Below are 22,618 nucleotides of genomic sequence, written 5' to 3' on the forward strand. Positions count from 1 at the left end.
TGCGCGGCGCTTGCCGGCGCGGGCATGATGGCGGCCGTGCAGATTGCCGGCCTGCAAAGCGCGGCCGCGCAAGCCAAGCCGACCATCGAAACCGGCATGGAACATTTTCAGGGCCGCTGGGTGTGGCAGGGCGCGTTGAAGGACAAGCGCGACCCGCAGAACATAAGCCGGCTTCAATTCACCGACGGCGACCGCATCGTCTATTGCTACAAGACCTCATGCGTCGAAGTGAACGTGCACCGCGACGCCGGCAGCGGCTTCAGCTTCACCACCAATGGCAAGAACAACTTCGTGATGGTCAGCGACGCCTCGGGCAATCTCAGGGGCCGGTTCTGGGAGGACTTCACCTCGCCGTCGCGTCCGCCGGACGCGGTCGTGACTTTCACCCTGAAGTCCGGCATCTGAGCGGCCGGCCGGCACGTCGCCGGCGGTCCGCCTCGCCGTCTGCCCTTCGCGCCGCACCGGGCGTCAGCGCACCGCGACGATGAACAGCCGGGGAAAGCGCAGCAGCACCTTTCCGTCGACACGCGCGGGGTAGGCCCTGGCCAGCCGCGCGGTGTAGTCGGCGAGAAACGCCTCCCGCTCCGCCGCGTCCAGCGGGGCGAGATAGGGCCGCAGGCCGGTGGAGCGGAACCAGTCGGCAATGGCCGCCGGCCCCGCCAGCGGGTGGTTGTACAGCGTGTGCCAGATATCGACCTGGCGGGCGAGCGGCGCGAGCCGGTCGTAATAGGCCCCGACGGCGGGCAGAACATCGCGCGCCGCGCCGGCGATGCGGTCCGCCCAGGGCCCGGCAGTGGCGGCTTCCTCCATCAGGAGATGCGAGGGCTCGTTGACATTGTCCGGCATCTGCACCGCCAGCACGCCGCCCGGCGGCAACTGGTCGAGCAGCCGCGCCAGCACATCGAGATGGTCCGGCACCCACTGGAACACGGCATTGGCGAAGAGCAGGTCCGTGTCTTCGGGCGGCGCCCAGGAGGCGAGGTCCGCCAGTTCGAAGCGGAGGCCCGGCAGGCGGGCGCGGGCCTGCTCGATCATGGCGGGGGAATTGTCGACGCCGATCACCTCGGCCTGTGGCCAGCGCTGCGCCAGCAATTCCGTCGAATTGCCCGGCCCGCAGCCAAGGTCGATCACGCGGCGCGGATGGGAAAGCGGCACCCGCGCCAGCAGGTCGCGCGGCGGGCGGGTGCGCTCATCCTCGAAGGTAAGGTAGAGGGCGGGGTTCCAGTCTTCGGTCATCGCCGCCCTCCGTCCGGTCATGGCGTCAGCGCATCAGCTTCTTGTGCTTCATCCGGTGCGGGACGATCTCGTCGACGCCGAGGCGGCGCTTCTTGTCTTCCTCATAGTCGTGGAAATTGCCCTCGAACCACTCGACATGGCCCTCGCCCTCAAAGGCGAGCATATGGGTGGCGATACGGTCGAGGAAGAAGCGGTCATGCGAGATGATGACCGCGCAGCCGGCGAAGTCTTCCAGCGCTTCTTCCAGCGCGCGCAGGGTTTCCACGTCGAGGTCGTTGGTCGGTTCGTCCAGCAGCAGCACATTGGCGCCCTGCTGCAGGATGCGGGCGAGATGCACGCGGTTGCGCTCACCGCCCGAGAGCATGCCGACCTTCTTCTGCTGGTCGCCGCCCTTGAAGTTGAAGGCGCCGCAATAGGCGCGCGAATTGATTTCGCGCTTGCCGAGATAGAGCACCTCATTGCCGCCGGAGATTTCCTCCCACACGGTCTTCTTGTCGTCGAGCGCGTCGCGGTTCTGGTCGACATAGCCGAGTTGCACGCTGTCGCCGACGGTGATGGAGCCGGAATCCGGCGTCTCTAGCCCGTTGATCATGCGGAACAGCGTGGTCTTGCCGGCGCCGTTCGGGCCGATGACGCCGACGATGCCGCCCGGCGGCAGCTTGAAGGACAGGTTCTCGATCAGCAGCTTGTCGCCGAAAGACTTGGTGAGGCCGTTGAACTCGATGACGTTGTTGCCGAGTCGCTCCGACACCGGAATGACGATCTGGGCGGTGGTCGGCGCCTTCTCCGACGCCTTCCGTACCAGCTCGTCATAGCGCTGGATACGGGCCTTGTTCTTGGCCTGACGGGCCTTCGGGGAGGCCCCCATCCACTCGGCCTCGGAGGCGATCGCACGCTGGCGGGCCTCGTCCTCGCGATTCTCCTGCGCCATGCGCTTGGCCTTCTGCGCCAGCCAGGAGGAATAGTTGCCCTCATAGGGAATGCCGCGGCCGCGGTCGAGTTCGAGGATCCAGCCCGTCACATTGTCGAGGAAGTAGCGGTCATGGGTGACGATTAGGATCGCGCCGGGATAGTTGCGCAGATGGCCTTCCAGCCAGTTGGTGGTCTCGGCGTCGAGATGGTTGGTCGGTTCGTCCAGCAGCAGCAGTTCCGGCTGCGACAGCAGCAGCTGGCACAGCGCCACGCGGCGGCGCTCACCGCCCGAGAGCCGGGAAACGTCCGATCCCTCTTCAGGGCAGCCGAGCGCGTCCATCGCCTGGTCGATCTTGCTGTCGAGATCCCACAGGCCCTGGCCTTCGATCTCGTCCTGGAGCGCGGTCATCTCGTCCGCGGTCTCCTCGGAATAGTTCATGGCGAGTTCGTTGTAGCGCTCAAGGATCGCCTTCTGCTTGGCGACGCCGAGCATCACGTTCTCGCGCACGGAGAGGTTGGGGTCGAGCAGCGGCTCCTGCGGCAGGTAGCCGACGCGGGCGCCTTCCGCGACCCAGGCCTCGCCGGAAAAGTCCTTGTCGAGCCCGGCCATGATCTTCAGCAGGGTGGACTTACCCGAGCCGTTGGGCCCGAGAATGCCGATCTTGGCGTCGGGGTAGAAGGACAGGTGCACATTGTCGAGCACCTTCTTGCCGCCCGGATAGGCCTTGGTCATGCCGTGCATGTGGTAGATAAACTGATAAGCCATGTCCAAATCCTGCGCGTGCGGGCGAGCCGGGAACATGCCGCGCTGCCGCGGCGTCATAAGGTGCGGGTTGCGCGCTATGTAAACCGCGCGCCGTTGAGCGGCAAGGCCGTCACGCGCGCAGTTGCCCTTTGCCGCCGCCGCTGCCGGCTTCGGACGCGCGGCTTTTTCAACGAGGTATTGGAACGCCTCCGGCTCTCGCGCGTTGACGGCTGCCAGCCCCTACCCCGGCGGCAGGCGCCCATCATTTTACCTCTGAATGCCGGAACCGGGCGGATATACCGACAGTATGGCGATAGAACCGAGCGATCCCCTCTCCTTGCTTCCCCGCCCTGACTGGGCTCTCTTCCTCGATATTGACGGCACCCTGATCGAGCACGCCGACCATCCCGAGGGCGTGGACATTCCCCGCGACCTGCCGGAGCTTCTGGCCCGGCTTCAGCACACGCTCGAGGGCGCGGTGGCGCTGGTGTCGGGCCGCACCATCGACTGGATGGACCGCCGTTTCGCTCCCGCCCGCCTTGCCGCCTCCGGCCAGCACGGGGCGGAGGTGCGCCTCGCCCCGGACGCGCCCGCGGTGCCGATACCGCTGCCGAAATGGCGCAAGCCGCTGGAGCAGGCGCTGGACGAGGTGCTGGCGACCTGGCCCGGCGTGTTCGTCGAGCACAAGCCGCTGTCGCTCGCCGTGCATTTCCGCGCCGTGCCGCAGTTCGGCGAGGCGATCATGGACCGGGTGATCGCGCTCGGCACCGGCATTGATGACGGGGTCGAGTTCCTCAAGGGCAAATATGTCATCGAGGTCCGCCAGGCTGGGCGCAACAAGGGCACGGCGGTGGCGGAGCTGATGAACTCGGCGCTGTTCAGCGGTCGCCGGCCGGTGTTTCTCGGCGATGATGTGACCGACGAGGACGGCTTCCGCGCGGTGCGCGCCGCCGGCGGGCTGGCATTCGCCGTCGGGCCCCGCCCGACCGATCAGGCCGACTACAGGCTCGCCTCGCCCAGCGCGGTGCGACGCTGGCTGACCGACCTTCCCAAGGCACTGGAGCGCGTGGATTCGTGAGCACCAATCTCGATCTGGCCGCCATCGGCAACGGCACCATCGCCGCGCTGATCGACCGCAACGGGCGCATCTGCTGGTGCTGCTGGCCGCGCATAGACGGCGATCCGGTGTTCTCCTCGCTGCTCGGCGGCACCGAGCCGGAGGCCGGCTTCTTCGACGTGGTTCTGGAAGGCCAGGTGAAGGCGACGCGCCGCTACCAGACCAACACCGCCATCATTGAAACCATTCTGGAGAACGACCAGGGCGCCAAGCTGCGCATTGTCGACTTCGCCCCGCGCTTCAAACTCTATGACCGCATCTACCGCCCGGCCACGCTGGTGCGGCGCATCGAGCCGATCGCCGGCATGTGCCGGGTTACGCTGCGCCTGCGCCCGCATTTCAACTGGGGCGAACAGCGCCCCACGCCGGTGCGTGGCTCCAACCATATGCGCTTCACCGGCGACGACGTGACGCTGCGTGCCACCACCGACCTGCCCATCGTCTACGTCATGGAGGAACGCCCCTTCGTGCTCAGCAAGCCGGCGACGCTGGTGCTGGGGCCGGACGAGCCTTTCCCCGCCAGCATTGCCGACACCACCCGCGGCTTCGAGGAAAAGACGCGCGACTACTGGCACGAATGGGTGCGCTACCTCTCCATTCCCTATGAGTGGCAGGATGCGGTGATCCGCGCCGCGATCTCGCTCAAGCTCTGCGCCTTCGAGGAAACCGGCGGCATCGTCGCCGCGCTCACCACCTCGATCCCCGAGGCGCCGCACTCCATCCGCAACTGGGACTATCGCCACTGCTGGCTGCGCGATTCCTATTTCACCGTGCGGGCACTGAACATGCTCGGCGCCACCCGCACCATGGAAGACTATATCCGCTACCTCACCACGGTGATCGCCTCCGAGCCGTCGGGCCGGCTGGCGCCGGTCTATTCCATCGTGCCCGGCACGCCGCTGGAAGAGCGCTTCGCCCCGGCGCTGGCGGGCTTTCAGGGCATGGGGCCGGTGCGCGTCGGCAATCAGGCCGGCGAGCAGGTGCAGAATGACGGCTACGGCCATGTCGTGCTGGCGGCGGCGCAGATGTTCTTCGACGAGCGGCTGCCCAAGCGTGGCGACCGCGCGCTGTTCGAACTGCTGGAAGGCGTCGGGGCGCGGGCGGTGGATTTCGCTTTCGAGCCGGATGCCGGGCTGTGGGAACTGCGCGGCAAGCGCCGGCTGCACACTTTCTCGGCGGTGATGGGCTGGGCCGCCTGCGATCGCCTCGCCCGCATCGCCCGGGTGCTGGAACTGCCGGAGCGCGCCGACTATTGGAGCCAGCGCGCCAATGAGATCCGCGCCCGCATTCTCGCCTTCGCCTGGGACGAGAAGCTGGGCAGCTTCGTCGATGCCGAGGAAGACGGCCAGCTTGACGCCAGCCTGCTGCTGCTGGCCGAACTCGGCTTCGTGCGGCCGGACGACCCGCGCTACATCGCCACGGTGGAGACGATCGGTCGCGAACTCAAGCGCAATGGCTATCTCATGCGCTATGCCGGCGAGGACGATTTCGGCCTGCCGGAAACCTCCTTCACCATCTGCTCGTTCTGGTACGCCGGCGCGCTCGATTTGATCGGCCGCCGCGACGAGGCACGGGAGATGTTCACCAGCCTGCTCGCCCGGCGCAACCCGGCCGGGCTTCTGTCGGAAGACATCGACAACCAGACCCTGGAACTGTGGGGCAACATTCCGCAGACCTATTCCATGGTCGGACTGATCGACACGGCCATGCGTCTGTCGAAGACATGGGAGGAAGCCTTTTGGCGCGGCTCGTAATCGTCTCGAACCGGGTGGCGTCGCCCAAGGAGCGCGCCGCCAAGGCGGGCGGGCTGGCGGTGGCGCTGCGCGAGGCGCTGAGCCAGCGCGGCGGGCTCTGGTTCGGCTGGAGCGGGGAAACCGAGGTCAACCCGCCGGACGCGCCCAAAGTGTTTCGTTCCGGCCGCGTCAGCTATGCGCTGCTCGATCTCGACCCCGACGACCAGCGCGCCCATTATGCCGGCTATGCCAATGGCACGCTGTGGCCGCTATGCCATTACCGGCTCGGCCTGCTGTCCTTCCGCAAGGCCGATTGGGAGGGCTACCGGCGGGTGAACGCGCATTTCGCCCGCGCGCTGATGCCGCTGCTCAAGCCTGACGATATCGTCTGGGTGCACGACTACCATTTCATCCCGCTGGCGGCGGAGTTGCGCAAGCTCGGCTTCGAGGGGCGGATCGGCTATTTCCATCACATTCCGTGGCCGACGCCCGAGGTCTATCTCAGCCTGCCCTCGCATGCGGCGTTGGTGGACGACCTCTCCCGCTACGATCTCGTGGGGCTGCAGACCGAGAACGATGTCCGCGCGCTGCTGACCTATATCTCCTCGGAAATTCGTGGCTGGATCGCCCCCGGCGGCACGGTGGGGCTGCGGGACCGGCGCTTCCGCGTCGCCGCCTACCCGATCGGCATCGACGCCGACGCCTTTGTCCGGGACGCGAAAAAATCCGTCGGCAGCGAGGAGGAGCGACGGCTGAATGAGAGCCTCGCCGGCCGGGCGCTGGCGGTCGGCGTCGACCGGCTGGACTATTCCAAGGGACTGCCGGGCAAATTCGCCGCTTTCGGCGAATTGCTGCGCAGCTATCCCGAACACCGGTCCCAGGTCACGATGATGCAGGTCGCGCCGCTCTCGCGCAGCGAGGTGGCGGAGTATCAGGCGCTGCGCCGCGAGCTGGAGGAGCTGGGCGGGGCCATCAATGGCGAATTCGCCGAGTTCGACTGGGTGCCGCTGCGCTATCTCAACCGGCCGTTCCAGCGCGCGACGCTGGCCGCCATCTACCGCCGCGCCCGCATCGGGCTGGTGACGCCCTTGCGCGACGGCATGAATCTCGTCGCCAAGGAATATGTCGCGGCGCAGGACCCGGAAGACCCCGGCGTGCTGGTGCTCTCGCGCTTCGCGGGCGCGGCGGACGAATTGAAGGGCTCGCTGCTGGTCAACCCCTACGATATCGAGGGCATGGCGGCGGCGATGGACCGGGCGCTGACCATGCCGCTGGAGGAGCGCCGCACGCGCTGGCGCACCAATATGGACACGGTGGAGACCAACACCATCCACCATTGGTGCCAACGCTTCATCGACGAACTGACCAACGTCACCGACCAGTTCGGCCCGGCTGCGGATGCGCGGGGAGCCGCACGAACGCTGTGAGCCCCCCGCTCCGGCCGTTTCTACCCGTCCACCTCGTGCGGGCCGATCAGCCGGCCGACATCGGGCAGCCAGCGCACCGACATGGCGAAGCGCTTGCGCGCGCCGGGCGCGAGCAGCGACAGGCCCGGCTTGTCGATGAATTCGGCCGGCCCGTCCTCGGGTGAGGCATAGCCGGCCCAGGGTTCGATGCACAGGAATGGCGCGCCGGGCTTCGACCAGATGCCGAGATGCGGCATGTCGGGGAAGGCGACTTCCAGCCCCGGCTCCCCCGGCACGCCGAAGCGCACATGGTGCGAGCGCAGATCAAGGAAGATCAGCGCGTCGCGCTCGAACAGGGCGTCGGTCGGCTCCAGGATCGCGTCGACCGCCGGGTTGGGCTCGGTGGCGGCCGATAGCAACCCGCCGACCGGGCGGTGGATCGCCTCGGCCTCCGCCTTCTCGAACACCAGCCGGTGGTCGGCGCGGCTGCCGCCATAGGGCAGCGGCCAGCGGAAGGCGGGGTGAAAGCCGACGCTCGCCGGCAGCACGCCCGGCCCCGTGTTCGCGACCTCGGCCTCGATGGTAAGCGTCGCCTCTTCCAGCCGGTAGGTGACGGTGAGCGAGAACGGGAACGGGTATTGCCGCAGCGTCTCCTCGTCCTCATGCAGCGCGAGGCGGGCCGCCTGCTCGCTCGCCTCTTCCAGTGTGAAGGCGCGGCGCCGGGCGAAGCCGTGCTGCGCCATCGGGTAGACCTTGCCGTCATGCACGAGCTGGTCGTTGGGCAACCGCCCGACAATGGGAAACAGCAGCGGCGCGCGCCCGGTCCAGAAGGCCGGGTCGCCATTCCACAACAGGTCGTGCCCGTGCCGGTCCCTCAAGCCGGTCATTTCCGCGCCCTGAGGCGAGATATCGACCTCAAGGAACGCCGATTTCAGCCGTACCGCGCTCTCGCTCATACCAATCCCCGTCTCGACTTCGCCAAAGATCAGGTCTAACGGACCTTGCGGAACAAGGCTTCCGCGCACCCGCCACCCCTCATCATCCGGTTTCCATCATGGCCCAGACTCTCGGCCCTGTCGCCGCGCTCCTGCTCGGCGTGTTCTTTCTGGTTACCGGGAGCGGCCTGCAGAACACGCTGCTGCCGCTGCGCGGCGCCTTTGAGGGCTTCAGCGCCATCAATCTCGGCATATTGGGGTCGAGCTATTATCTCGGCTTCGTGGTCGGCTGCCTCGCCGTGCCGCATCTGGTGCGCCGCACCGGGCATATCCGCGCCTTCGCCGCCCTCACCTCGGGCGTTGTGGCGGCGATGATGGCGCATCCGCTGTTCATCGAGCCGATCACCTGGTTCGTGCTGCGCACCCTCACCGGCTTCTGCTTCGCCGGGCTCTATCTCGTCATCGAATCCTGGCTCAACGACCGCGCCACCAACCAGACGCGCGGCTTTGTCATGAGCGCCTATGTCATCGTCGACTACGCCGCGCTCACCGCCGGGCAGATGATGATCACGCTCTACCCCGTGCGGGCCTTCGATCTCTTCGCCATCGCCGCCATCCTGTTCTCGCTGGCGACGCTGCCGGTGGCGATCGGCTCCAGCACCCAGCCAGCGCCGATCGAAACCGCGCGCATCCGCCTGCCGCGCCTGTTCAAGGCGGCGCCCGTGGCGATGGCCGGCTGCTTCGCCATCGGCCTCACCAATGGCTCGCTCTGGTCGCTGGGGCCGATCTTCGGCATCGGGCGCGGGCTCACCTCCGACGGCGCCGCGACCTTCATGAGCGCCGTGGTGGTGGCCGGGGCGCTGGCGCAATGGCCGATCGGCTATCTTTCCGACCGCATGGACCGCCGGCGCATCCTCGCCGCGCTGCTGGTGGGCGCGCTGCTGGCGGGCCTGGCGCTGGGCGCGCTGCCATTCGGTCTGCTCGGCCTCAGCCTGCTCGGCATGGTCTATGGTGCCCTGTCGCTGCCGGCCTATTCGCTCGCCGCCGCCCATGCCTATGACCGTACCGCCCCCTCCGAGGCGGTGGAGACGGCGGCGGGGCTGCTCCTGCTCTATGGCGTCGGCTCGGTTGTGGGACCGGCGCTGGCCTCGCTCGGCATGCAGAATTACGGGCCGGGGGCGCTGTTCTTCTTCACTGCCGGCGCCTATGGGCTGCTGCTGATCTTCGTGCTCTGGCGCATCCTGCTGCGCGAGAGGGGGCGGCAGGTGGAGAGCAAGAGCGAACCCATCGCCTCGGCGGCGACCGGCACGGTGCCGCGCCCGGAAAAGGACGCCGCCGACATTCCGCTCAACCCTCTGCGGCGCTGGCGCCGGGCGGCGTCGCCCGGGCCGGCGAGAGCCGCGCCCAGGCCGACAGCGCCGGCCGCGACGCCGCCCCCGGCGGCGGAGACCGAGGGGACGGCGGAGACCGACAAGGATTTCCCCGCCGCACAGGACGGGCGTTCCGACGGCGCCTGAGCCGAGCCGGAACCGCCGCGCCGTCCGTGCGTTGATACCGCGTCCGCCACCGCCGTCACGGAATAGGCCGCATGATCAAATACGCCGTCATCTTCCTGGTGATCTCGATGATCGCCGGCGCCATCGGCATGACCGGCGTGTCGCAACTGGCGCGCAGGATTTCCCTCGTGCTGTTCGGGCTGTTCTTCCTCGGCTTCCTGCTGCTGATCGGCTTCGCCCTACTGGTCGATCAGGCGGTATCGACGCTGTGACGCCGCGCCAGATGACGATGCATTGACATACCGCAACGCGCGCCGTGGCGCCGGCGGCTAGCCTCCGGGAAAACACCCCAGGAGGATGCCATGCCGACCGAAACCCTCTTCTTCGTCGCCGCCACCGTTATCGCCTTCAGCGGCTTCGCCGTCACGCTGGCCTATGTGGAAGCCTCCACCAAGGCGGTGCGCCGGCAGAACCACCCGATCCCGGGCGAGTGACCGGGCGCGGCGGCGCGCGGGCTTGTCGCCTCACGCCGCCGCCTGGAATGCCTCCCCGGCAAGCCGCAAGGCTTCCTTCTCCACGGCAAGCGTGCGGTTGGTCCAGCCCTTGCCGAAGGTGTCCCAGGTGCTGAGCGCACGGTAATAGTCGAGCCGCCGCGCCGAAAAGGCGCGGATGAGATCGGCCGGATCGCGCGTTCCCACCGCCGCGAGGGTGACCGCGCCGATGGCGCCGTCCTCCTTCGCGCCGACCAGCTTTTGCAGCATCTTCGCCGCACGCACCGGGCCGGCATTCACCCCGAAATCATAGACGACAAGATCCACACCGGGCGGCAGCGCGTCGCCGTTCAGCGGGTTCCAGTAGCGGACCCGGTAGATTTCGCGCGCCTCTTCCTTGGTGAGGTTGCGCACATCCTCGACGGTCACTTCCTCGCCGCGCCAATCGCGCAGCGTGCCGATGGTGATGCCGAGATTGGTCGCCCCGCCGGGGTCGCGGGGGTGATCGACGAAGCCGCCTTCCGCCGCGAACACGATGTCGGCGCAGCGCTGGAACTTGGCCGCCTTGAGCGGCGCGGGCGGCGCTTTGGCCGGCTCGCCGGCCACCGCTGGTGGCTTGCCCGCCCGCTGCGACCGCAGCGCTTCGCCGGTCTGTGAAGCGAGACGCTCCTGAATCTCGAACGAGGCCGTGTCCTTGGCGCGCGACGACGCCGAGGAGCCGAGATAATAGCTCACCACCGTGGCGAAGGCCGAGACGAGGCCACCGATCACGATGTTGATGATCTGCAGCAGCGGGCTGTCCCGGGTGAAGGGCGAGCTTGTTCCCTCCGGAATCGGGCTGATCAGGTACCAAAGCACCCAGAAGAAACCGACGACGATTATGATGGAGATGAGGATCGGGGCCCAGGCGAGCGGATTGCGCGCGCTGGCCAGCGCCACGAACATGCCGCGCGCGCTCTCGCGATCCTTGTCGTCGCGCTCGCGATGCGCCAGTTCCTGCGCGGCGGCCCGGCTCGCCTGCTCGATGGCCAGCCGCTGCGCCTCAAGATCGGCCTGACGTTGCTTTTCCTCGGCCTCGGCCGCGATCCGCGCCAGTTCCAGCCGCAATTCGTTGGCGAGCTTGGGATCGGCCTCGATCTTGGCCTCGGCCTGTGCCGGGTCTTCGGTCCCCGTCACCTTTTCGAACGCCTTGGCGACGGCCTCGGCCACCGGGGCCGATTTCGACCCGAGCCCGAGCTTGAGAATTTCGGGTAGCAACGCGCCGGCAAGCACAATCAGCGGATTCATGACAGCCTCCGTGGCACAACCTAAGAGTGCTTTAATACCTCTGTTCTTGTCAAGATTGTATCGTCGGTTGTGGAGCGGACGAGGGGCGGCAAACCCGCTGGCGCGGCCGCCATCTTCCCGCTAAGAAGAGAGCGTCGGCCCGTGCCGGCCGTAAGCGTCCGACGTCAGGCAACGCATCCACCCGGTCACGGCCGGCCGGATGCGTGGGCACCGGACCCGCCGCGACCATCCAGAAGGATGGCCCGCATGGCCTCTCCCCTCTTCCGCAAGCTGCCGGCACGCTATGCCGGCCTCGTCATGCCGCTGGTGCTCTCGGTGCTGATGACCTTCGTGGTCTCGGCCATCGCCACGCTGCGCAGTCTCGGCCCCGGCCCGGATTTCCTCGCCATGTGGCCGACGGCGTGGGCGCTGTCCTGGCTAGTGGCGTTCCCCACCCTGCTGCTCGTGCTGCCGGTCGTCCGGCGCATCGTCGGCCTCATGGTCGAAGCGCCGGGACACTGAGCCAAAAGAAAAGGCGGCCCGCGGGCCGCCTTTTCCGTAACATCGCGCCGGGGGCGCTCAATTGTCGAGGAAGCTGCGCAGCTTGCGCGAGCGCGAGGGGTGCTTGAGCTTGCGCAGCGCCTTCGCCTCGATCTGGCGGATACGCTCGCGGGTGACCGAGAACTGCTGGCCGACCTCTTCCAGCGTGTGGTCGGTGTTCATGCCGATGCCGAAGCGCATGCGCAGCACGCGCTCCTCGCGCGGGGTGAGCGAGGCCAGCACGCGGGTCGTCGTCTCGCGCAGATTGGACTGGATCGCCGCGTCGATCGGCAGGATGGCGTTCTTGTCCTCGATGAAGTCGCCGAGATGGCTGTCTTCCTCGTCGCCGATGGGCGTCTCCAGCGAGATCGGCTCCTTGGCGATCTTCAGCACCTTGCGCACCTTTTCCAGCGGCATGCCGAGCTTTTCGGCCAGCTCCTCCGGGGTCGGCTCGCGGCCGATCTCGTGCAGCATCTGGCGCGAGGTGCGGACGATCTTGTTGATCGTCTCGATCATGTGCACGGGAATGCGGATGGTGCGGGCCTGGTCGGCGATCGAGCGGGTGATCGCCTGCCGGATCCACCAGGTGGCATAGGTCGAGAACTTGTAGCCGCGGCGGTACTCGAACTTGTCGACCGCCTTCATCAGGCCGATATTGCCTTCCTGAATGAGGTCGAGGAACTGCAGGCCGCGATTGGTGTACTTCTTGGCGATGGAGATGACGAGGCGCAGATTGGCCTCCACCATTTCCTTCTTCGCCTGCCGGGCTTCCTTCTCGCCCTTCTGCACCATCTGCACGATCTTGCGGAATTCCTGGATCTCCAGCCCGGTCTCGGTGGCGAGGGCGTGGATTTCCGAACGCAGATCCTTGATGCCGTCGAGTTCCTGCCCGACGAAGCCCTTCCAGCCGCGCGAGGTCAGGTTCTTCACCCGGGCGACCCATTTCGGGTCGAGCTCGGACCCCTGATACTGGCGCAGGAAATCCTCGCGCGACACGCCGAAGCTCTCGGCGAGGCGCATCAGCCGGCCTTCCAGCGAGACGAGGCGCTTGTTGATGTCGTAGAGCTGCTCGACGAGGTTGTCGATGCGCGCCTGATTGAGCGACAGCGACTTCACGTCGAGGATCAGCGCGTCCTTCAGGCTCTTGTATTTGCGGTCCTGCGAGGGCGAGAGGCTCTCATTCTTCAGCTTGGACTCGACATTCTGGTCCTGCAGACGGCGCAGCTTCTTATAGGCGTCGGCGATGCGGTCGAAGGTTTCCAGCACCTTCGGCTTGATCTCGGCCTCCATCGCCGCCAGCGACAGGGAATTCTCCATGTCGTCATCGTCATCGGCCGCGATGCTCTCGCCGATGGTGGGCTCGCGCTCTTCCTCCGCCTCGGGAGCGAGCGAGCCGCCCTCGACGATGGGGCCGTTCTTCGCCTCGGGACCGGCATAGGTGGCCTCAAGGTCGATGATGTCGCGCAGCAGCACCTTGCCTTCGACGAGTTCGTCGCGCCAGATGATGATGGCCTGGAAGGTCAGCGGGCTTTCGCACAGGCCGGCGATCATCGCCTCGCGGCCGGCCTCGATGCGCTTGGCGATGGCGATTTCGCCCTCGCGCGACAGCAGCTCCACCGAGCCCATCTCGCGCAGATACATGCGCACGGGATCGTCGGTGCGCTCGCCCGGCTCGGACTTGGTCTCGGAACGGATGACGGTGCGCGAGCCGGTTTCGGCCAGTTCGCCGCCGCTCTCTTCCTCCTCCTCGGCGGCCTCGGGGGCGGCTTCCTCGCCCTCGGCCTCGGCTTCCGCCTCTTCCGCCTCGACGACATTGATGCCCATCTCATTGAGCATCGCGTAAATGTCTTCGATCTGGTCGGAGGTGTTCTGCTCGGAGGGCAGAACCTCGTTCAGCTCGTCATAGGTCACATAGCCGCGCTTCTTGGCGAGCTTGATCATCTTCCGGACGCCAGCGTCCGAAAGGTCCAGCAACGGGCTGTCCGGGGTGTCGCCGTCCTTCTCGGGGGCTTCCGTCGCTTCCGCTGCCTGCTTCGCCATGCGTTTGTGCTCCTCAAGCGCCGAAGGCTCGCGCCCCGGCGTGCGACGGCGTCCTCGCGGTGCCGCCCTTCGATCGTTCAACCCGGCGTCCCCCGCGTTGGCCGGCGAGAGACGCAAACAGGGCTACACGCACCACGCGACCGAGAGACGCGCGGGCGAGCAGCCCGAAGGGACCTTACATCGACCGCCCCGGTCGACCCGAGGCGGCGCCGAACCCCTCTACCAAAGCTTCGGTTCCGTCAAGTGCCGCAAGCTGACTTTGTACGTCGAGAAAGCGCGCCCAATTCATGTCCGTGGGCTCTTCTGCCAGACGTTTCTCGGCTTCTTTCAGTTCCTTAGATAGGGCATGGCCGCGCCGGTGCAAGACCAGCCGCTGGTGCCACCACAGCTCCACATCGGTCCGCCCGGCATCGGAGAAGGCCGGCCAGTCGTGCCGCGCCACCGCCATGCGCCCAAGCCTTTCCACCAGCGGCGCCAGGCCTTGCGCCTCCAGCCGCGCGGCCAGGCGCTCGGAGGCTTCGGTCTCGCCCTCGATATGGGCGTCGAGCAGCGCGCGGCGCAGTTCCGCCGCCTCCTTGTTCTGCAGTGACAGCGCGGCGAGTTCCTCGGCGCACTGGTCGATCAGCCAGGGATGATTGATCAGCGCGAACAGCAGCAGTGCCTCGTTGCGCGGCATTTCCGCCGCCGCGCCGCGCACCAGCGCCGAGCGGCGCATCGCCTCCCCCGCCGCCGCCCGCCCCGGCAGGCCGCGCCCCGCGCCCGGACGGCGCCCACCCTTGCCGGCGAAGCGGCCGGCATAGCCGGAATAGTCATTGGCCGAGCGGCGCCCGCCCTCGCCCACCCCAGCGACGGGGGCGAACAGCCGGCGGAAGCGGTCCATCAGCTCGGCGCGGTAGTGCTTGCGCACCGTCTCGTCGGCGATGACCTTCACGATCTCGCCGATCCGCGCTTCCAGCGCCGCCCGGCGTTCCGGCGTGTCGACGCTCGCACCCTCGATCTCGCGCGCCCACAGCACGTCCGCCAGCGGGCGGGCCTGCGCCAGCACCGCGTCCACCGCCTCGCGCCCCCCGGCGCGCACCAGATCGTCGGGGTCCTGTCCCTCGGGCAGCAGGCCGAAGGAAAGGCTCATGCCGGGCTTGAGATGCGGCAGCGCGAGGTCCATCGCGCGGAAGGCGGCGCGCCGGCCGGCCTTGTCGCCGTCGAACAGCAGCACCGGTTCCGGCGCCATCTTCCACAGCAGCGCCAGTTGCTCCTCGGTCAGCGCGGTGCCGAGCGGGGCCACCGCGCCGGCAAAGCCGGCCTCGACCAGGGCGATCACGTCGACATAGCCTTCCGCCGCGATGACGGCGGCGCCGTTATGCGCCGCCGTGCGGGCGTTGAAGGCGTTGTAGAGCAGCGCGCCCTTGTGGAAGAGCGGGGTCTCCGGCGAGTTGAGGTATTTCGCCGGCACGTCCTTCTCCAGCGCCCGCCCGCCAAAGGCGACGACGCGCCCGCGCAGATCGGTGATGGGAAACATCACCCGGTCGCGGAAGCGGTCATAGGGGATGGCGATGTCCTCGGCCGAAATCAGCAGCCCGGCCTCGACCATATCCTCGACGGGGACGCCGCGCCCGCCCAGCGCCTCTTTCAGCGCGAAGCGATCCGGCGGGGCGTAGCCGATGCGGAAGCGCTTCTGCACCGCCGGGCCGAGGCCGCGATCGGCGAGATAGCCGCGCCCCTTGGCGCCGGCCCGGCCCTGCAGCGTCGCCTCGAAATATTGCGCCGCGAGTTCCATCACCTCGTGCAGCGTCTTGCGCCGGCTCTCGCGCTTTTCCTCCTCGCGCGACTGCACCGGCATCGGCACGCCGGCCATGGAGGCGAGCCGCTCCACCGCCTCCGGAAAGGGCAGCCCCTCGACCTCCATCAGGAAGTCGAACTGGTCGCCATGCTTGCCGGAGGAGAAGCAGTGATAGAAGCCCTTCTGGTCGTTGACATAGAAGGACGGGGTCTTCTCGGGGTTGAACGGCGACAGACCACGCCATTCCCGCCCCTGCTTCTTCAATTGCACGCGCTTTCCCACCACCTCCGACAGCGGGAGGCGGGCACGTATCTCGTCGAGGAACGAGGGCGGAAAGCGCATGGAGGGTGAACTCAACCGTTAGGGCGGCCGGAAAGCCTAGCAGCATCAGCGGGCACTGCGGCAAGAACCGTGCCCACGGGCGGCGCCGTCCCCGCTGTCCCCAGCCTCAGCTCGCTCCCATATAGGCGCGCCACAGCGCCGCCGCGAGAATGCCGAGCGCGATGGCCGGCAGCGCCCTGCGCAGCACGAGCCGGGCAAGGATGGCGACGCCGACCGCGACATAGCCCTCCGGTCCGCCGCGCACCGTCGCCGGCACCACCAGCGCCACCAGCACCGCGCCGGCGAGATAGCGCAGGAAGTTCTCGGTGCGGGCCGACATCGGCACGAAGCCGACGAGGAAAATGCCGCCTGCCCGCGTCGCATAGGTGACGAGCGCCATGGCGAAGACGACGAGCAGCGCCTGCGAGGTGTTCATGAGCGCTTCAGCTCGTCTCGGATGAGGCCGGCCAGTCCCCCGGCGAGCCCGCCCACCATCACATGCCAGTTCGGCGGCAGGAACCAGACCGCGCCCATGGCAGCCGCGCCGGCCACCAGCCAGGGCAGATCGTCCACCCGCCCGCGCCGCAGCCCGACCAGAGTGGTGGCGAAGAACGCTACCAGCACGAGGTCGAGCGCATAGGTCTTCACATCGTCCAGGGTCAGCCCGCCGGCGACTGCGCCGATGACGGTCGCCGCCACCCAGCACGCCCACATCAGCAGCCCGCCGCCGACGAGATAGCCGAGATCGCGCTCGCCCTTGCGCTCGGCGGCGATCAGCGCCGCCCAGTTGAGATCGCTCAGCAGCGTCATCGCGCCATAGACCTTCCAGCTCGGGAGTCCCCGGCATAGTGCGCGCAGAGAGGCGCCGAGCAGGATGTGGCGGGCATTAATGGCGAAGGTGGCGACGAGAAGCGGCAGCCATGGCACCGGCGCCGTCCACAGGTCGAGCACGGCGAACTGCGCCGCGCCGGCGAACACCACCGCGCTCATGAACGCCGCCAGCCAGCCTTCCAGCCCCGCGCCGCGCGCGGCAATGCCGAAGGCGATACCGAACACGAAGACGGGCGGCAGCACGGGCAGAATCACCCGCGCCCCGCGCCAGCACCCGGCCCATGTCAGCGTGGCCGGCGCTTGGGAGGCTGAGGACATGGCACCACCGGGCAGGGGAAAATCGGCCGCGGGGGCGGATCAGGCGGTGAGCAGCGCCTTGACCGTGCCGCTGGCCTTGGCGAAATCCATCACGCCGGTATGGCGCTCCTTCAGCGCCGCCATGGTGCGGCCCATGTCCTTGAGCCCATGCGCGCCGATCTCGGCGATGACGGCGGCGATGGCGGCCTGCGCCTCCGCTTCGGTCATCTGCACCGGCAGGAAGGACTGGATGATCGCGGTCTCCTCACGCTCCTGCGTGGCGAGGTCGGCGCGGCCGGCCTCCTCATAGACCTTCGCCGATTCCTCGCGCTGCTTGATCATCTTGGTGAGCAAGCCGAGCACTTCATCGTCGGACAGCGGGTCCTTGCCATGGCCGCGCGCCTCGATGTCGCGGTCCTTGATCGCGGCATTGACGAGACGCAGCGTGCCGAGGCGGCGCTTGTCCTGGGCCTTCATGGCCTCTTTCAGCGAGGTGTTGATGTCGTCGCGCAGCACGTTGGCCAGCCTTCCTGCAATCCGCGAGCCGGCGTCGGCGCCCGATTCGGGGCCGTACGCCGCACGCGCCAATGGATGATCACCCGCGGGGTTTTGGCCCCCTCCGGCGGTTGCCGCCCCTCCACGACAGGCGCCGCGCGCCGGAACCGGGCGCAGCCATCCGCAATTCGTGGGCCAGATACGCAGCGTGAAGACTGGCATCCGGCGCGGCAACGGACTAATTAGGGCACACGATGACAGGGAACAAGATCAATGAACGGTAGCGCTGAACAGCACTCCGGCGATGACGTGTGGGCCGAGCCGGTCGCGACCGCCGTCCTCGTCCTGGCCGATGGCACGGTCCTCGAAGGCTTCGGCCTCGGCGCCACGGGGCACGCGGTGGGCGAAGTCTGCTTCAACACCGCCATGACCGGCTATCAGGAAGTGCTGACCGATCCGTCCTATGCCGGGCAGATCATCACCTTCACCTTTCCGCATATCGGCAATGTCGGCACCAATGAGGAAGATGTCGAGACCATCTCCATGGCCGGCGCCTCCGGCGTGCGCGGCGTGGTGCTGCATTCCGCCATCACCGATCCGTCGAATTACCGCGCCACACGGCATTTCGACGCCTGGCTGAAGGCGCGCGGCATCATCGCCATTTCCGGCATCGACACCCGCGCGCTCACCGCGCTGATCCGCGACGGCGGCATGCCGAACGCGGTGATCGCCCATGCGCCGAACGGAAAGTTCGACCTCCCCGCGCTGAAGCAGGAAGCCGCCGCCTGGCCGGGGCTGGAGGGCATGGACCTGGTGCCGATGGTCACCACCGCCCAGCGCTTCACCTGGGACGAAACCACCTGGACCTGGCCGCACGGCTATGGCCAGCAGACCGCCCCGGCACACCATGTCGTCGCCGTCGACTACGGCATCAAGCGCAACATTCTGCGCCTGCTCGCCCGCGCCGGCTGCAAGGTGACGGTGGTGCCCGCCACCGCCACGGCGGAGGAGATCATGGCGCTGCAGCCGGACGGCGTGTTCCTGTCCAACGGCCCCGGCGACCCGGCGGCGACGGGGGAATATGCGGTGCCGGTGATCCGCGACATCATCGAGCGCGGCGTGCCGACCTTCGGCATCTGCCTCGGCCACCAGATGATCGGCCTCGCCGTCGGCGGGCGCACGGTGAAGATGCATCAGGGCCACCATGGGGCGAATCATCCGGTGAAGGACATGACCACCGGCAAGGTCGAGATCACCTCGATGAATCACGGCTTCGCCGTCGACCGCGACAGCCTGCCGGCCAGCGCCACCGAAACCCATGTCTCGCTGTTCGACGGCTCCAATGCCGGCATCGCGCTGACCGACAAGCCGGTGTTCTCGGTGCAGTACCACCCGGAAGCCAGCCCCGGCCCGCAGGACAGCCATTACCTGTTCGACCGCTTCGTCGAGCTGATCGCCAAGAACAAGGCGGCGTGACGCGCCGCCCGCGCTGACCCTCACCGGCCGTCGCGCCGTTGAGGGTCATTGCGCTGGCATCAGGGCCTGTCACCATGCGGGCGGCGCGGGAGCCCGGCGGCGTCCCTGCCCGCGCCGCGCGGGGCCGGATGGCGACGCGCCAAAGGGCCGCCGCGTTCGGGAGCCCGCCATGAAGACCGCCCTCCTCCTCGCCTCGCTCAGCCTTTCCGTCCTCGCCATGGGCGCGGCCCGCGCCGACAGCCCGCCCGACCTCACCGGCACCTGGCAGCTCGCCGACGAGGACTTCGCCGCCGCCCGCGTCGGCACCAGCAACAAATATTTCGACGACCTGCCCAAGCCGACCTTCGGCACGCCCGCCCAGGCCTTCGTCTACACCATTGACGCGCAGGAAGGCCGCGCCTTCCACGGCCGCGCCACCGGGCCGCAGGGCAAGAGCGAAGCGCTGGTCGGTGTCATCCGCTTCGACAACCGCGAAATCCTGATGTCCGGCGACAGCGGGACGGTGCAGGGCCGCCTTGTCGACGACAAGCTCGAACTGTGCTGGGTCGACGCGCTGCCGACCTGGAACGCGGTGTCCTGCGGTCTGTTCAAAAAGGCGAAGTGAGCCCGCTCGCCCAGGCGCGCCGCCCCACTCCGGCGGGGCGGAGCAGCCGACGGTATTTTCAGCGGGTTGATACGATCAAATCAGGAACATAAAGTGAACGTGGGAGGAATTCCACGTGGACGATACCCTGAAGAGCAAGCTCGGCATCCTCGCCGACGCCGCCAAATATGATGCCTCCTGCGCCTCCTCGGGCGCGCGCGGGCGCAAGGCGGAGAAGGACGGCATCGGCTCAACCACCGGCATGGGCATCTGCCATTCCTACACGCCGGACGGGCGCTGCGTGTCGCTGCTGAAAATCCTGCTGACCAATTACTGCCTTTTCGACTGCGCCTATTGCATCAACCGGCGCTCCTCCAATGTGCGGCGGGCGCGGTTCTCGGTCGAGGAGGTGGTGGCCATCACTCTCGGCTTCTACAAGCGCAACTATATCGAGGGGCTGTTCCTCTCCTCCGGCATCATCCGCTCGCCCGATTACACGATGGAGCAGATGATGCTCGTCGCCCGGCGGCTGCGGCAGGAGCATGGCTTCGCCGGCTATATCCATCTCAAGGCCATTCCCGAGGCCAGTCCCTGGCTGGTGGAGCAGGCAGGACTGTGGGCAGACCGGCTTTCGGTCAACATTGAACTCGCCTCCGCCATCAGCCTGAAGGAGCTGGCGCCGGAAAAAGATGCGCCGGGCATCAAGGCGACAATGGGCCAGATGCATGAGCGCATCACCGAGGCACGCGCGGAAAAGCGCCGCTTCGCCCCCGCCGGGCAGAGCACGCAGATGATCGTCGGGGCCGACGCCACCACCGACGCGGCGGTGCTGGAAACGAGCGCCGGCCTTTATGGCGGCTATGGCCTCAAGCGGGTCTATTACTCCGCCTTCAGTCCCATTCCCGAGGCCAGCCGCGTGCTGCCGGTGAAAGCCGCGCCGCTGCGCCGCGAGCACCGGCTCTACCAGGCGGACTGGCTGCTACGCTTCTATGGCTTCTCCGTCGAGGAAATCGCCGCGGGCGGTGCGGGCGGCATGCTCGATCTCGACATCGACCCCAAACTCGCCTGGGCGCTCAAGCACCGCGAGCAGTTCCCGGTGGACGTGAACGCCGCCGACCGCGAGGCGCTGCTGCGCGTGCCCGGCCTCGGCGCCCGGGCGGTCGAGCGCATCCTGCGGGCGCGACGCCAGACAAGGCTGACGCTCGACGACATCGCCCGCGTCAGTACGGGAGTGAGACGGGCGCGCGCCTTCCTCATCACCGCCGACCATCACCCGCTGAAGTTCACCGACCGAGCGGACCTGCGCGCCCGTCTCGCTCCGCCGGCGCGGCAATTGGAGCTGTTCGCGTGAGCGTGGCGGAGGCGAGCAGCGCGCCGGGCGACATCCGCGAGGTGGTGCTGCGCTTCGGCGCCGACCGCGCCGGATTCCGCGCCGCCGTGCGGGCGCTGGTGGCGGCGGAGATACCGCCGGCGCACGCCGTCTGGCGGATGGCGGCGCCGGGCGAGCCGGTGCTGGAAGGCGGCGGCGACCTTTTCGGTAGCCCAGCGCCGGGGACCACGCCAGCCGAGGCGCCGGGGATCGCGCCCGACGAAGCGCCGGCCCTCTCCCTGCCCCGCGCGGTCGCGACGCTGGCCGATCTCGTGCTCTGCCACAACGATCCCGCGCGCTTCGCCCTGCTCTACACGCTGATCTGGCGCGTGACGCACGGCGAGCGGCAACTGGCCGACAATCCGGCGGACCCGCTGGTGCATCGTCTCGGGCGGATGGCGAAGGCGGTGCGCCGCGACATCCACAAGATGCACGCCTTCGTGCGCTTCAAGGCGCTGGGCATTGAGGACGGGCGGGAGCGTTTCGTCGCCTGGTTCGAGCCGGAGCATTTTATTCTGGAGGCCGCCGCGCCGTTCTTCCGCACCCGCTTTCCCGCCATGGACTGGGCCATCCTCACCCCGCATGGCACGGTGGGCTGGAAGGAGCACACGCTCGCCTTCGGCCCGCCCGCAAGCCGGCCCACCTTGCCGGAGGGCGACGGCTTCGAGAAAGGCTGGCTTGCCTATTACGCCAGCGCCTTCAACCCGGCCCGCGCCAACCCGTCGATGATGCGGACCGAGATGCCGAAGAAATATTGGCCCAATCTGCCTGAGGCCCGCCTCATTCCCGGGCTGCTCGAAAGCGCCCCCGCCCGCGTCGCCGACATGCTGGCGCGCGAGGCCGCCGCGCCGCGCAAGCGCGACCCGCAAAAGGCGGTGGCGGCGATGGCGCAGCAGGCACCAGGTAGCCTCAAGGAATTGAACGCCCTTATCGCCGCCTCGCCCGCTTTCCTCACCGGCGGCACCCGCGCCGTCCTGGGCCAAGGGCCGCTCCACCCTCGCCTCGCCTTGGTGGGCGAGCAGCCGGGCGACCAGGAGGACGAGGAAGGCCACCCCTTTGTCGGTCCGGCGGGGCAATTGCTGATGAAGGCTATGGCCGAGGCCGGCCTCACGCGGGAGGCGGTCTATCTCACCAATGCGGTGAAGCACTTCAAATTCGTGCCGCGCGGCAAACGCCGCCTGCACCAGAAGCCGACCGCCGGCGAGGTGAAGCATTATCGCTGGTGGCTGGAGAAGGAGCTGGATTTCGTCCGCCCGCGCCTCGTCGTCGCGCTCGGCGGGACGGCGGCACTGGCGCTGACCGGCACGGCGTTGGCGGTGACGCGCGAACGCGGCCCCCACCGCTTGGGCGCGCATGACGGCTACCTCACCTTCCACCCCTCCTATCTGCTGCGCCTACGGGATGCGAGCGCCCGCAACGCGGCCTATGCCGCCTTCGTCGCTGATCTGGCAGCGGCAAAGGCGCTGGCGGGAGCGGCGTGAAACAGGCGGGAACCACCGCCGGCACGCAGGGTTGAAACCGGCACGGTCCGGCGCTGGCCGCCGACGCGGAG

21 protein-coding genes are annotated in these 22,618 nt (G+C 68.1%); 12 read left to right on the forward strand and 9 right to left on the reverse strand.

Annotation, left to right across the window (positions count from 1 at the left end; translation table 11 throughout):
* The first annotated feature begins 24 nt into the window (after positions 1–24).
* A complete protein-coding gene (locus tag AAC979_RS10785; protein WP_371346822.1) occupies positions 25–405 on the forward strand; it encodes a hypothetical protein in 381 nt (126 codons plus the stop codon).
* 63 nt (positions 406–468) lie between these two features.
* Here the strand turns inward: AAC979_RS10785 and tam are convergent, their stop codons facing one another.
* Together tam and ettA are read right to left on the reverse strand one after the other, a co-directional pair.
* Positions 469–1,236 carry a trans-aconitate 2-methyltransferase gene (gene tam, locus AAC979_RS10790; protein ID WP_371346823.1) on the reverse strand — a complete coding sequence of 256 codons (768 nt, stop codon included), beginning with the start codon at positions 1,234–1,236 and terminating at the stop codon, positions 469–471.
* Positions 1,237–1,261: 25 nt separating this feature from the next.
* Positions 1,262–2,914 carry an energy-dependent translational throttle protein EttA gene (ettA, locus tag AAC979_RS10795; RefSeq protein ID WP_371346824.1) on the reverse strand — a complete coding sequence of 551 codons (1,653 nt, stop codon included), beginning with the start codon at positions 2,912–2,914 and terminating at the stop codon, positions 1,262–1,264.
* Between the two features lie 286 nt (positions 2,915–3,200).
* On the opposite strand from ettA, the gene otsB reads away from it, so the two are divergent.
* Genes otsB through otsA form a run of 3 tightly spaced genes read left to right on the forward strand, consistent with a single transcriptional unit; the run spans position 3,201 to position 7,170 of the window.
* Complete coding sequence (gene otsB / locus AAC979_RS10800; RefSeq protein WP_371346825.1) at positions 3,201–3,971, forward strand: trehalose-phosphatase; 771 nt, start codon at positions 3,201–3,203, stop codon at positions 3,969–3,971.
* Positions 3,968–5,764: a glycoside hydrolase family 15 protein gene (locus tag AAC979_RS10805; protein ID WP_371346826.1), complete on the forward strand. Its 1,797-nt coding sequence runs from the start codon at positions 3,968–3,970 to the stop codon at positions 5,762–5,764. Before otsB ends, AAC979_RS10805 begins: the two co-directional genes overlap by 4 nt.
* Complete coding sequence (otsA, locus tag AAC979_RS10810; protein WP_371346827.1) at positions 5,749–7,170, forward strand: alpha,alpha-trehalose-phosphate synthase (UDP-forming); 1,422 nt, start codon at positions 5,749–5,751, stop codon at positions 7,168–7,170. Before AAC979_RS10805 ends, otsA begins: the two co-directional genes overlap by 16 nt.
* A gap of 20 nt (positions 7,171–7,190) precedes the next feature.
* On the opposite strand, the gene AAC979_RS10815 is transcribed toward otsA, so the two are convergent.
* Positions 7,191–8,105 (reverse strand): aldose 1-epimerase family protein, encoded by a 915-nt coding sequence (locus tag AAC979_RS10815; RefSeq protein ID WP_371346828.1) that lies wholly within the window; start codon positions 8,103–8,105, stop codon positions 7,191–7,193.
* A 98-nt stretch (positions 8,106–8,203) separates the two neighbouring features.
* Here AAC979_RS10815 and AAC979_RS10820 point away from each other — a divergent pair, with 98 nt between their 5' ends.
* The 3 genes from AAC979_RS10820 (at position 8,204) to AAC979_RS10830 (ending at position 10,074) form a co-directional block, all read left to right on the forward strand.
* Positions 8,204–9,601: an MFS transporter gene (locus AAC979_RS10820; RefSeq protein ID WP_371346829.1), complete on the forward strand. Its 1,398-nt coding sequence runs from the start codon at positions 8,204–8,206 to the stop codon at positions 9,599–9,601.
* 71 nt (positions 9,602–9,672) lie between these two features.
* Positions 9,673–9,852, forward strand: a complete 180-nt coding sequence (locus tag AAC979_RS10825) for a DUF1328 domain-containing protein (protein ID WP_371346830.1) — start codon at positions 9,673–9,675, stop codon at positions 9,850–9,852.
* A 90-nt stretch (positions 9,853–9,942) separates the two neighbouring features.
* Positions 9,943–10,074 carry a hypothetical protein gene (locus AAC979_RS10830; RefSeq protein ID WP_371346831.1) on the forward strand — a complete coding sequence of 44 codons (132 nt, stop codon included), beginning with the start codon at positions 9,943–9,945 and terminating at the stop codon, positions 10,072–10,074.
* Positions 10,075–10,104: 30 nt separating this feature from the next.
* Here AAC979_RS10830 and AAC979_RS10835 read toward each other — a convergent pair whose 3' ends face one another.
* Positions 10,105–11,358 carry a glycosyl hydrolase 108 family protein gene (locus AAC979_RS10835; RefSeq protein ID WP_371346832.1) on the reverse strand — a complete coding sequence of 418 codons (1,254 nt, stop codon included), beginning with the start codon at positions 11,356–11,358 and terminating at the stop codon, positions 10,105–10,107.
* 237 nt (positions 11,359–11,595) lie between these two features.
* Here AAC979_RS10835 and AAC979_RS10840 point away from each other — a divergent pair, with 237 nt between their 5' ends.
* Positions 11,596–11,859 (forward strand): DUF2798 domain-containing protein, encoded by a 264-nt coding sequence (locus tag AAC979_RS10840; protein ID WP_371346833.1) that lies wholly within the window; start codon positions 11,596–11,598, stop codon positions 11,857–11,859.
* Positions 11,860–11,916: 57 nt separating this feature from the next.
* Here the strand turns inward: AAC979_RS10840 and rpoD are convergent, their stop codons facing one another.
* The 5 genes from rpoD to AAC979_RS10865 all read right to left on the reverse strand — a co-directional run bounded on the left by rpoD (position 11,917) and on the right by AAC979_RS10865 (position 17,659).
* Entirely contained in the window at positions 11,917–13,917 is a 2,001-nt protein-coding gene (gene rpoD, locus AAC979_RS10845; RefSeq protein ID WP_371346834.1) for an RNA polymerase sigma factor RpoD, read from the reverse strand.
* A 175-nt stretch (positions 13,918–14,092) separates the two neighbouring features.
* Positions 14,093–16,036: a DNA primase gene (dnaG, locus tag AAC979_RS10850; RefSeq protein ID WP_371346835.1), complete on the reverse strand. Its 1,944-nt coding sequence runs from the start codon at positions 16,034–16,036 to the stop codon at positions 14,093–14,095.
* Between the two features lie 106 nt (positions 16,037–16,142).
* Positions 16,143–16,451 carry an AzlD family protein gene (locus AAC979_RS10855; protein WP_371346836.1) on the reverse strand — a complete coding sequence of 103 codons (309 nt, stop codon included), beginning with the start codon at positions 16,449–16,451 and terminating at the stop codon, positions 16,143–16,145.
* The gene (locus AAC979_RS10860; RefSeq protein WP_371346837.1) at positions 16,448–17,164 is read right to left on the reverse strand and encodes an AzlC family ABC transporter permease; all 717 of its coding nucleotides are present in this window, start codon (positions 17,162–17,164) and stop codon (positions 16,448–16,450) included. The genes AAC979_RS10855 and AAC979_RS10860 overlap by 4 nt, the downstream gene beginning before the upstream one ends.
* 39 nt (positions 17,165–17,203) lie before the next feature.
* Positions 17,204–17,659 carry a GatB/YqeY domain-containing protein gene (locus tag AAC979_RS10865; protein WP_371346838.1) on the reverse strand — a complete coding sequence of 152 codons (456 nt, stop codon included), beginning with the start codon at positions 17,657–17,659 and terminating at the stop codon, positions 17,204–17,206.
* A gap of 252 nt (positions 17,660–17,911) precedes the next feature.
* Here AAC979_RS10865 and carA point away from each other — a divergent pair, with 252 nt between their 5' ends.
* The 4 genes from carA to AAC979_RS10885 all read left to right on the forward strand — a co-directional run bounded on the left by carA (position 17,912) and on the right by AAC979_RS10885 (position 22,547).
* Positions 17,912–19,114 (forward strand): glutamine-hydrolyzing carbamoyl-phosphate synthase small subunit, encoded by a 1,203-nt coding sequence (carA, locus tag AAC979_RS10870; RefSeq protein ID WP_371346839.1) that lies wholly within the window; start codon positions 17,912–17,914, stop codon positions 19,112–19,114.
* A gap of 169 nt (positions 19,115–19,283) precedes the next feature.
* Positions 19,284–19,718, forward strand: coding sequence for a hypothetical protein (locus tag AAC979_RS10875; RefSeq protein WP_371346840.1), 435 nt, complete (start codon positions 19,284–19,286; stop codon positions 19,716–19,718).
* Between the two features lie 115 nt (positions 19,719–19,833).
* Complete coding sequence (locus AAC979_RS10880) at positions 19,834–21,048, forward strand: putative DNA modification/repair radical SAM protein (RefSeq protein WP_371346841.1); 1,215 nt, start codon at positions 19,834–19,836, stop codon at positions 21,046–21,048.
* The gene (locus AAC979_RS10885) at positions 21,045–22,547 is read left to right on the forward strand and encodes a UdgX family uracil-DNA binding protein (protein ID WP_371346842.1); all 1,503 of its coding nucleotides are present in this window, start codon (positions 21,045–21,047) and stop codon (positions 22,545–22,547) included. Before AAC979_RS10880 ends, AAC979_RS10885 begins: the two co-directional genes overlap by 4 nt.
* Positions 22,548–22,618: the final 71 nt, after the last annotated feature.

It is taken from the genome of Ancylobacter sp. IITR112 (assembly GCF_041415945.1).
Lineage (GTDB): Bacteria > Pseudomonadota > Alphaproteobacteria > Rhizobiales > Xanthobacteraceae > Ancylobacter.

Excerpts from the sequence above, each read along its gene's own strand:
- AAC979_RS10785 (WP_371346822.1), top strand. The coding sequence starts at position 25 with ATGATGGCGGCCGTGCAGATTGCCGGCCTGCAAAGCGCGGCCGCGCAA.
- tam (WP_371346823.1), bottom strand. The coding sequence starts at position 1,236 with ATGACCGAAGACTGGAACCCCGCCCTCTACCTTACCTTCGAGGATGAG.
- ettA (WP_371346824.1), bottom strand. The coding sequence starts at position 2,914 with ATGGCTTATCAGTTTATCTACCACATGCACGGCATGACCAAGGCCTAT.
- otsB (WP_371346825.1), top strand. The coding sequence starts at position 3,201 with ATGGCGATAGAACCGAGCGATCCCCTCTCCTTGCTTCCCCGCCCTGAC.
- AAC979_RS10815 (WP_371346828.1), bottom strand. The coding sequence starts at position 8,105 with ATGAGCGAGAGCGCGGTACGGCTGAAATCGGCGTTCCTTGAGGTCGAT.
- AAC979_RS10820 (WP_371346829.1), top strand. The coding sequence starts at position 8,204 with ATGGCCCAGACTCTCGGCCCTGTCGCCGCGCTCCTGCTCGGCGTGTTC.
- AAC979_RS10825 (WP_371346830.1), top strand. The coding sequence starts at position 9,673 with ATGATCAAATACGCCGTCATCTTCCTGGTGATCTCGATGATCGCCGGC.
- AAC979_RS10830 (WP_371346831.1), top strand. The coding sequence starts at position 9,943 with ATGCCGACCGAAACCCTCTTCTTCGTCGCCGCCACCGTTATCGCCTTC.
- AAC979_RS10835 (WP_371346832.1), bottom strand. The coding sequence starts at position 11,358 with ATGAATCCGCTGATTGTGCTTGCCGGCGCGTTGCTACCCGAAATTCTC.
- AAC979_RS10840 (WP_371346833.1), top strand. The coding sequence starts at position 11,596 with ATGGCCCGCATGGCCTCTCCCCTCTTCCGCAAGCTGCCGGCACGCTAT.
- rpoD (WP_371346834.1), bottom strand. The coding sequence starts at position 13,917 with ATGGCGAAGCAGGCAGCGGAAGCGACGGAAGCCCCCGAGAAGGACGGC.
- dnaG (WP_371346835.1), bottom strand. The coding sequence starts at position 16,036 with ATGCGCTTTCCGCCCTCGTTCCTCGACGAGATACGTGCCCGCCTCCCG.
- AAC979_RS10855 (WP_371346836.1), bottom strand. The coding sequence starts at position 16,451 with ATGAACACCTCGCAGGCGCTGCTCGTCGTCTTCGCCATGGCGCTCGTC.
- AAC979_RS10860 (WP_371346837.1), bottom strand. The coding sequence starts at position 17,164 with ATGTCCTCAGCCTCCCAAGCGCCGGCCACGCTGACATGGGCCGGGTGC.
- carA (WP_371346839.1), top strand. The coding sequence starts at position 17,912 with ATGAACGGTAGCGCTGAACAGCACTCCGGCGATGACGTGTGGGCCGAG.
- AAC979_RS10875 (WP_371346840.1), top strand. The coding sequence starts at position 19,284 with ATGAAGACCGCCCTCCTCCTCGCCTCGCTCAGCCTTTCCGTCCTCGCC.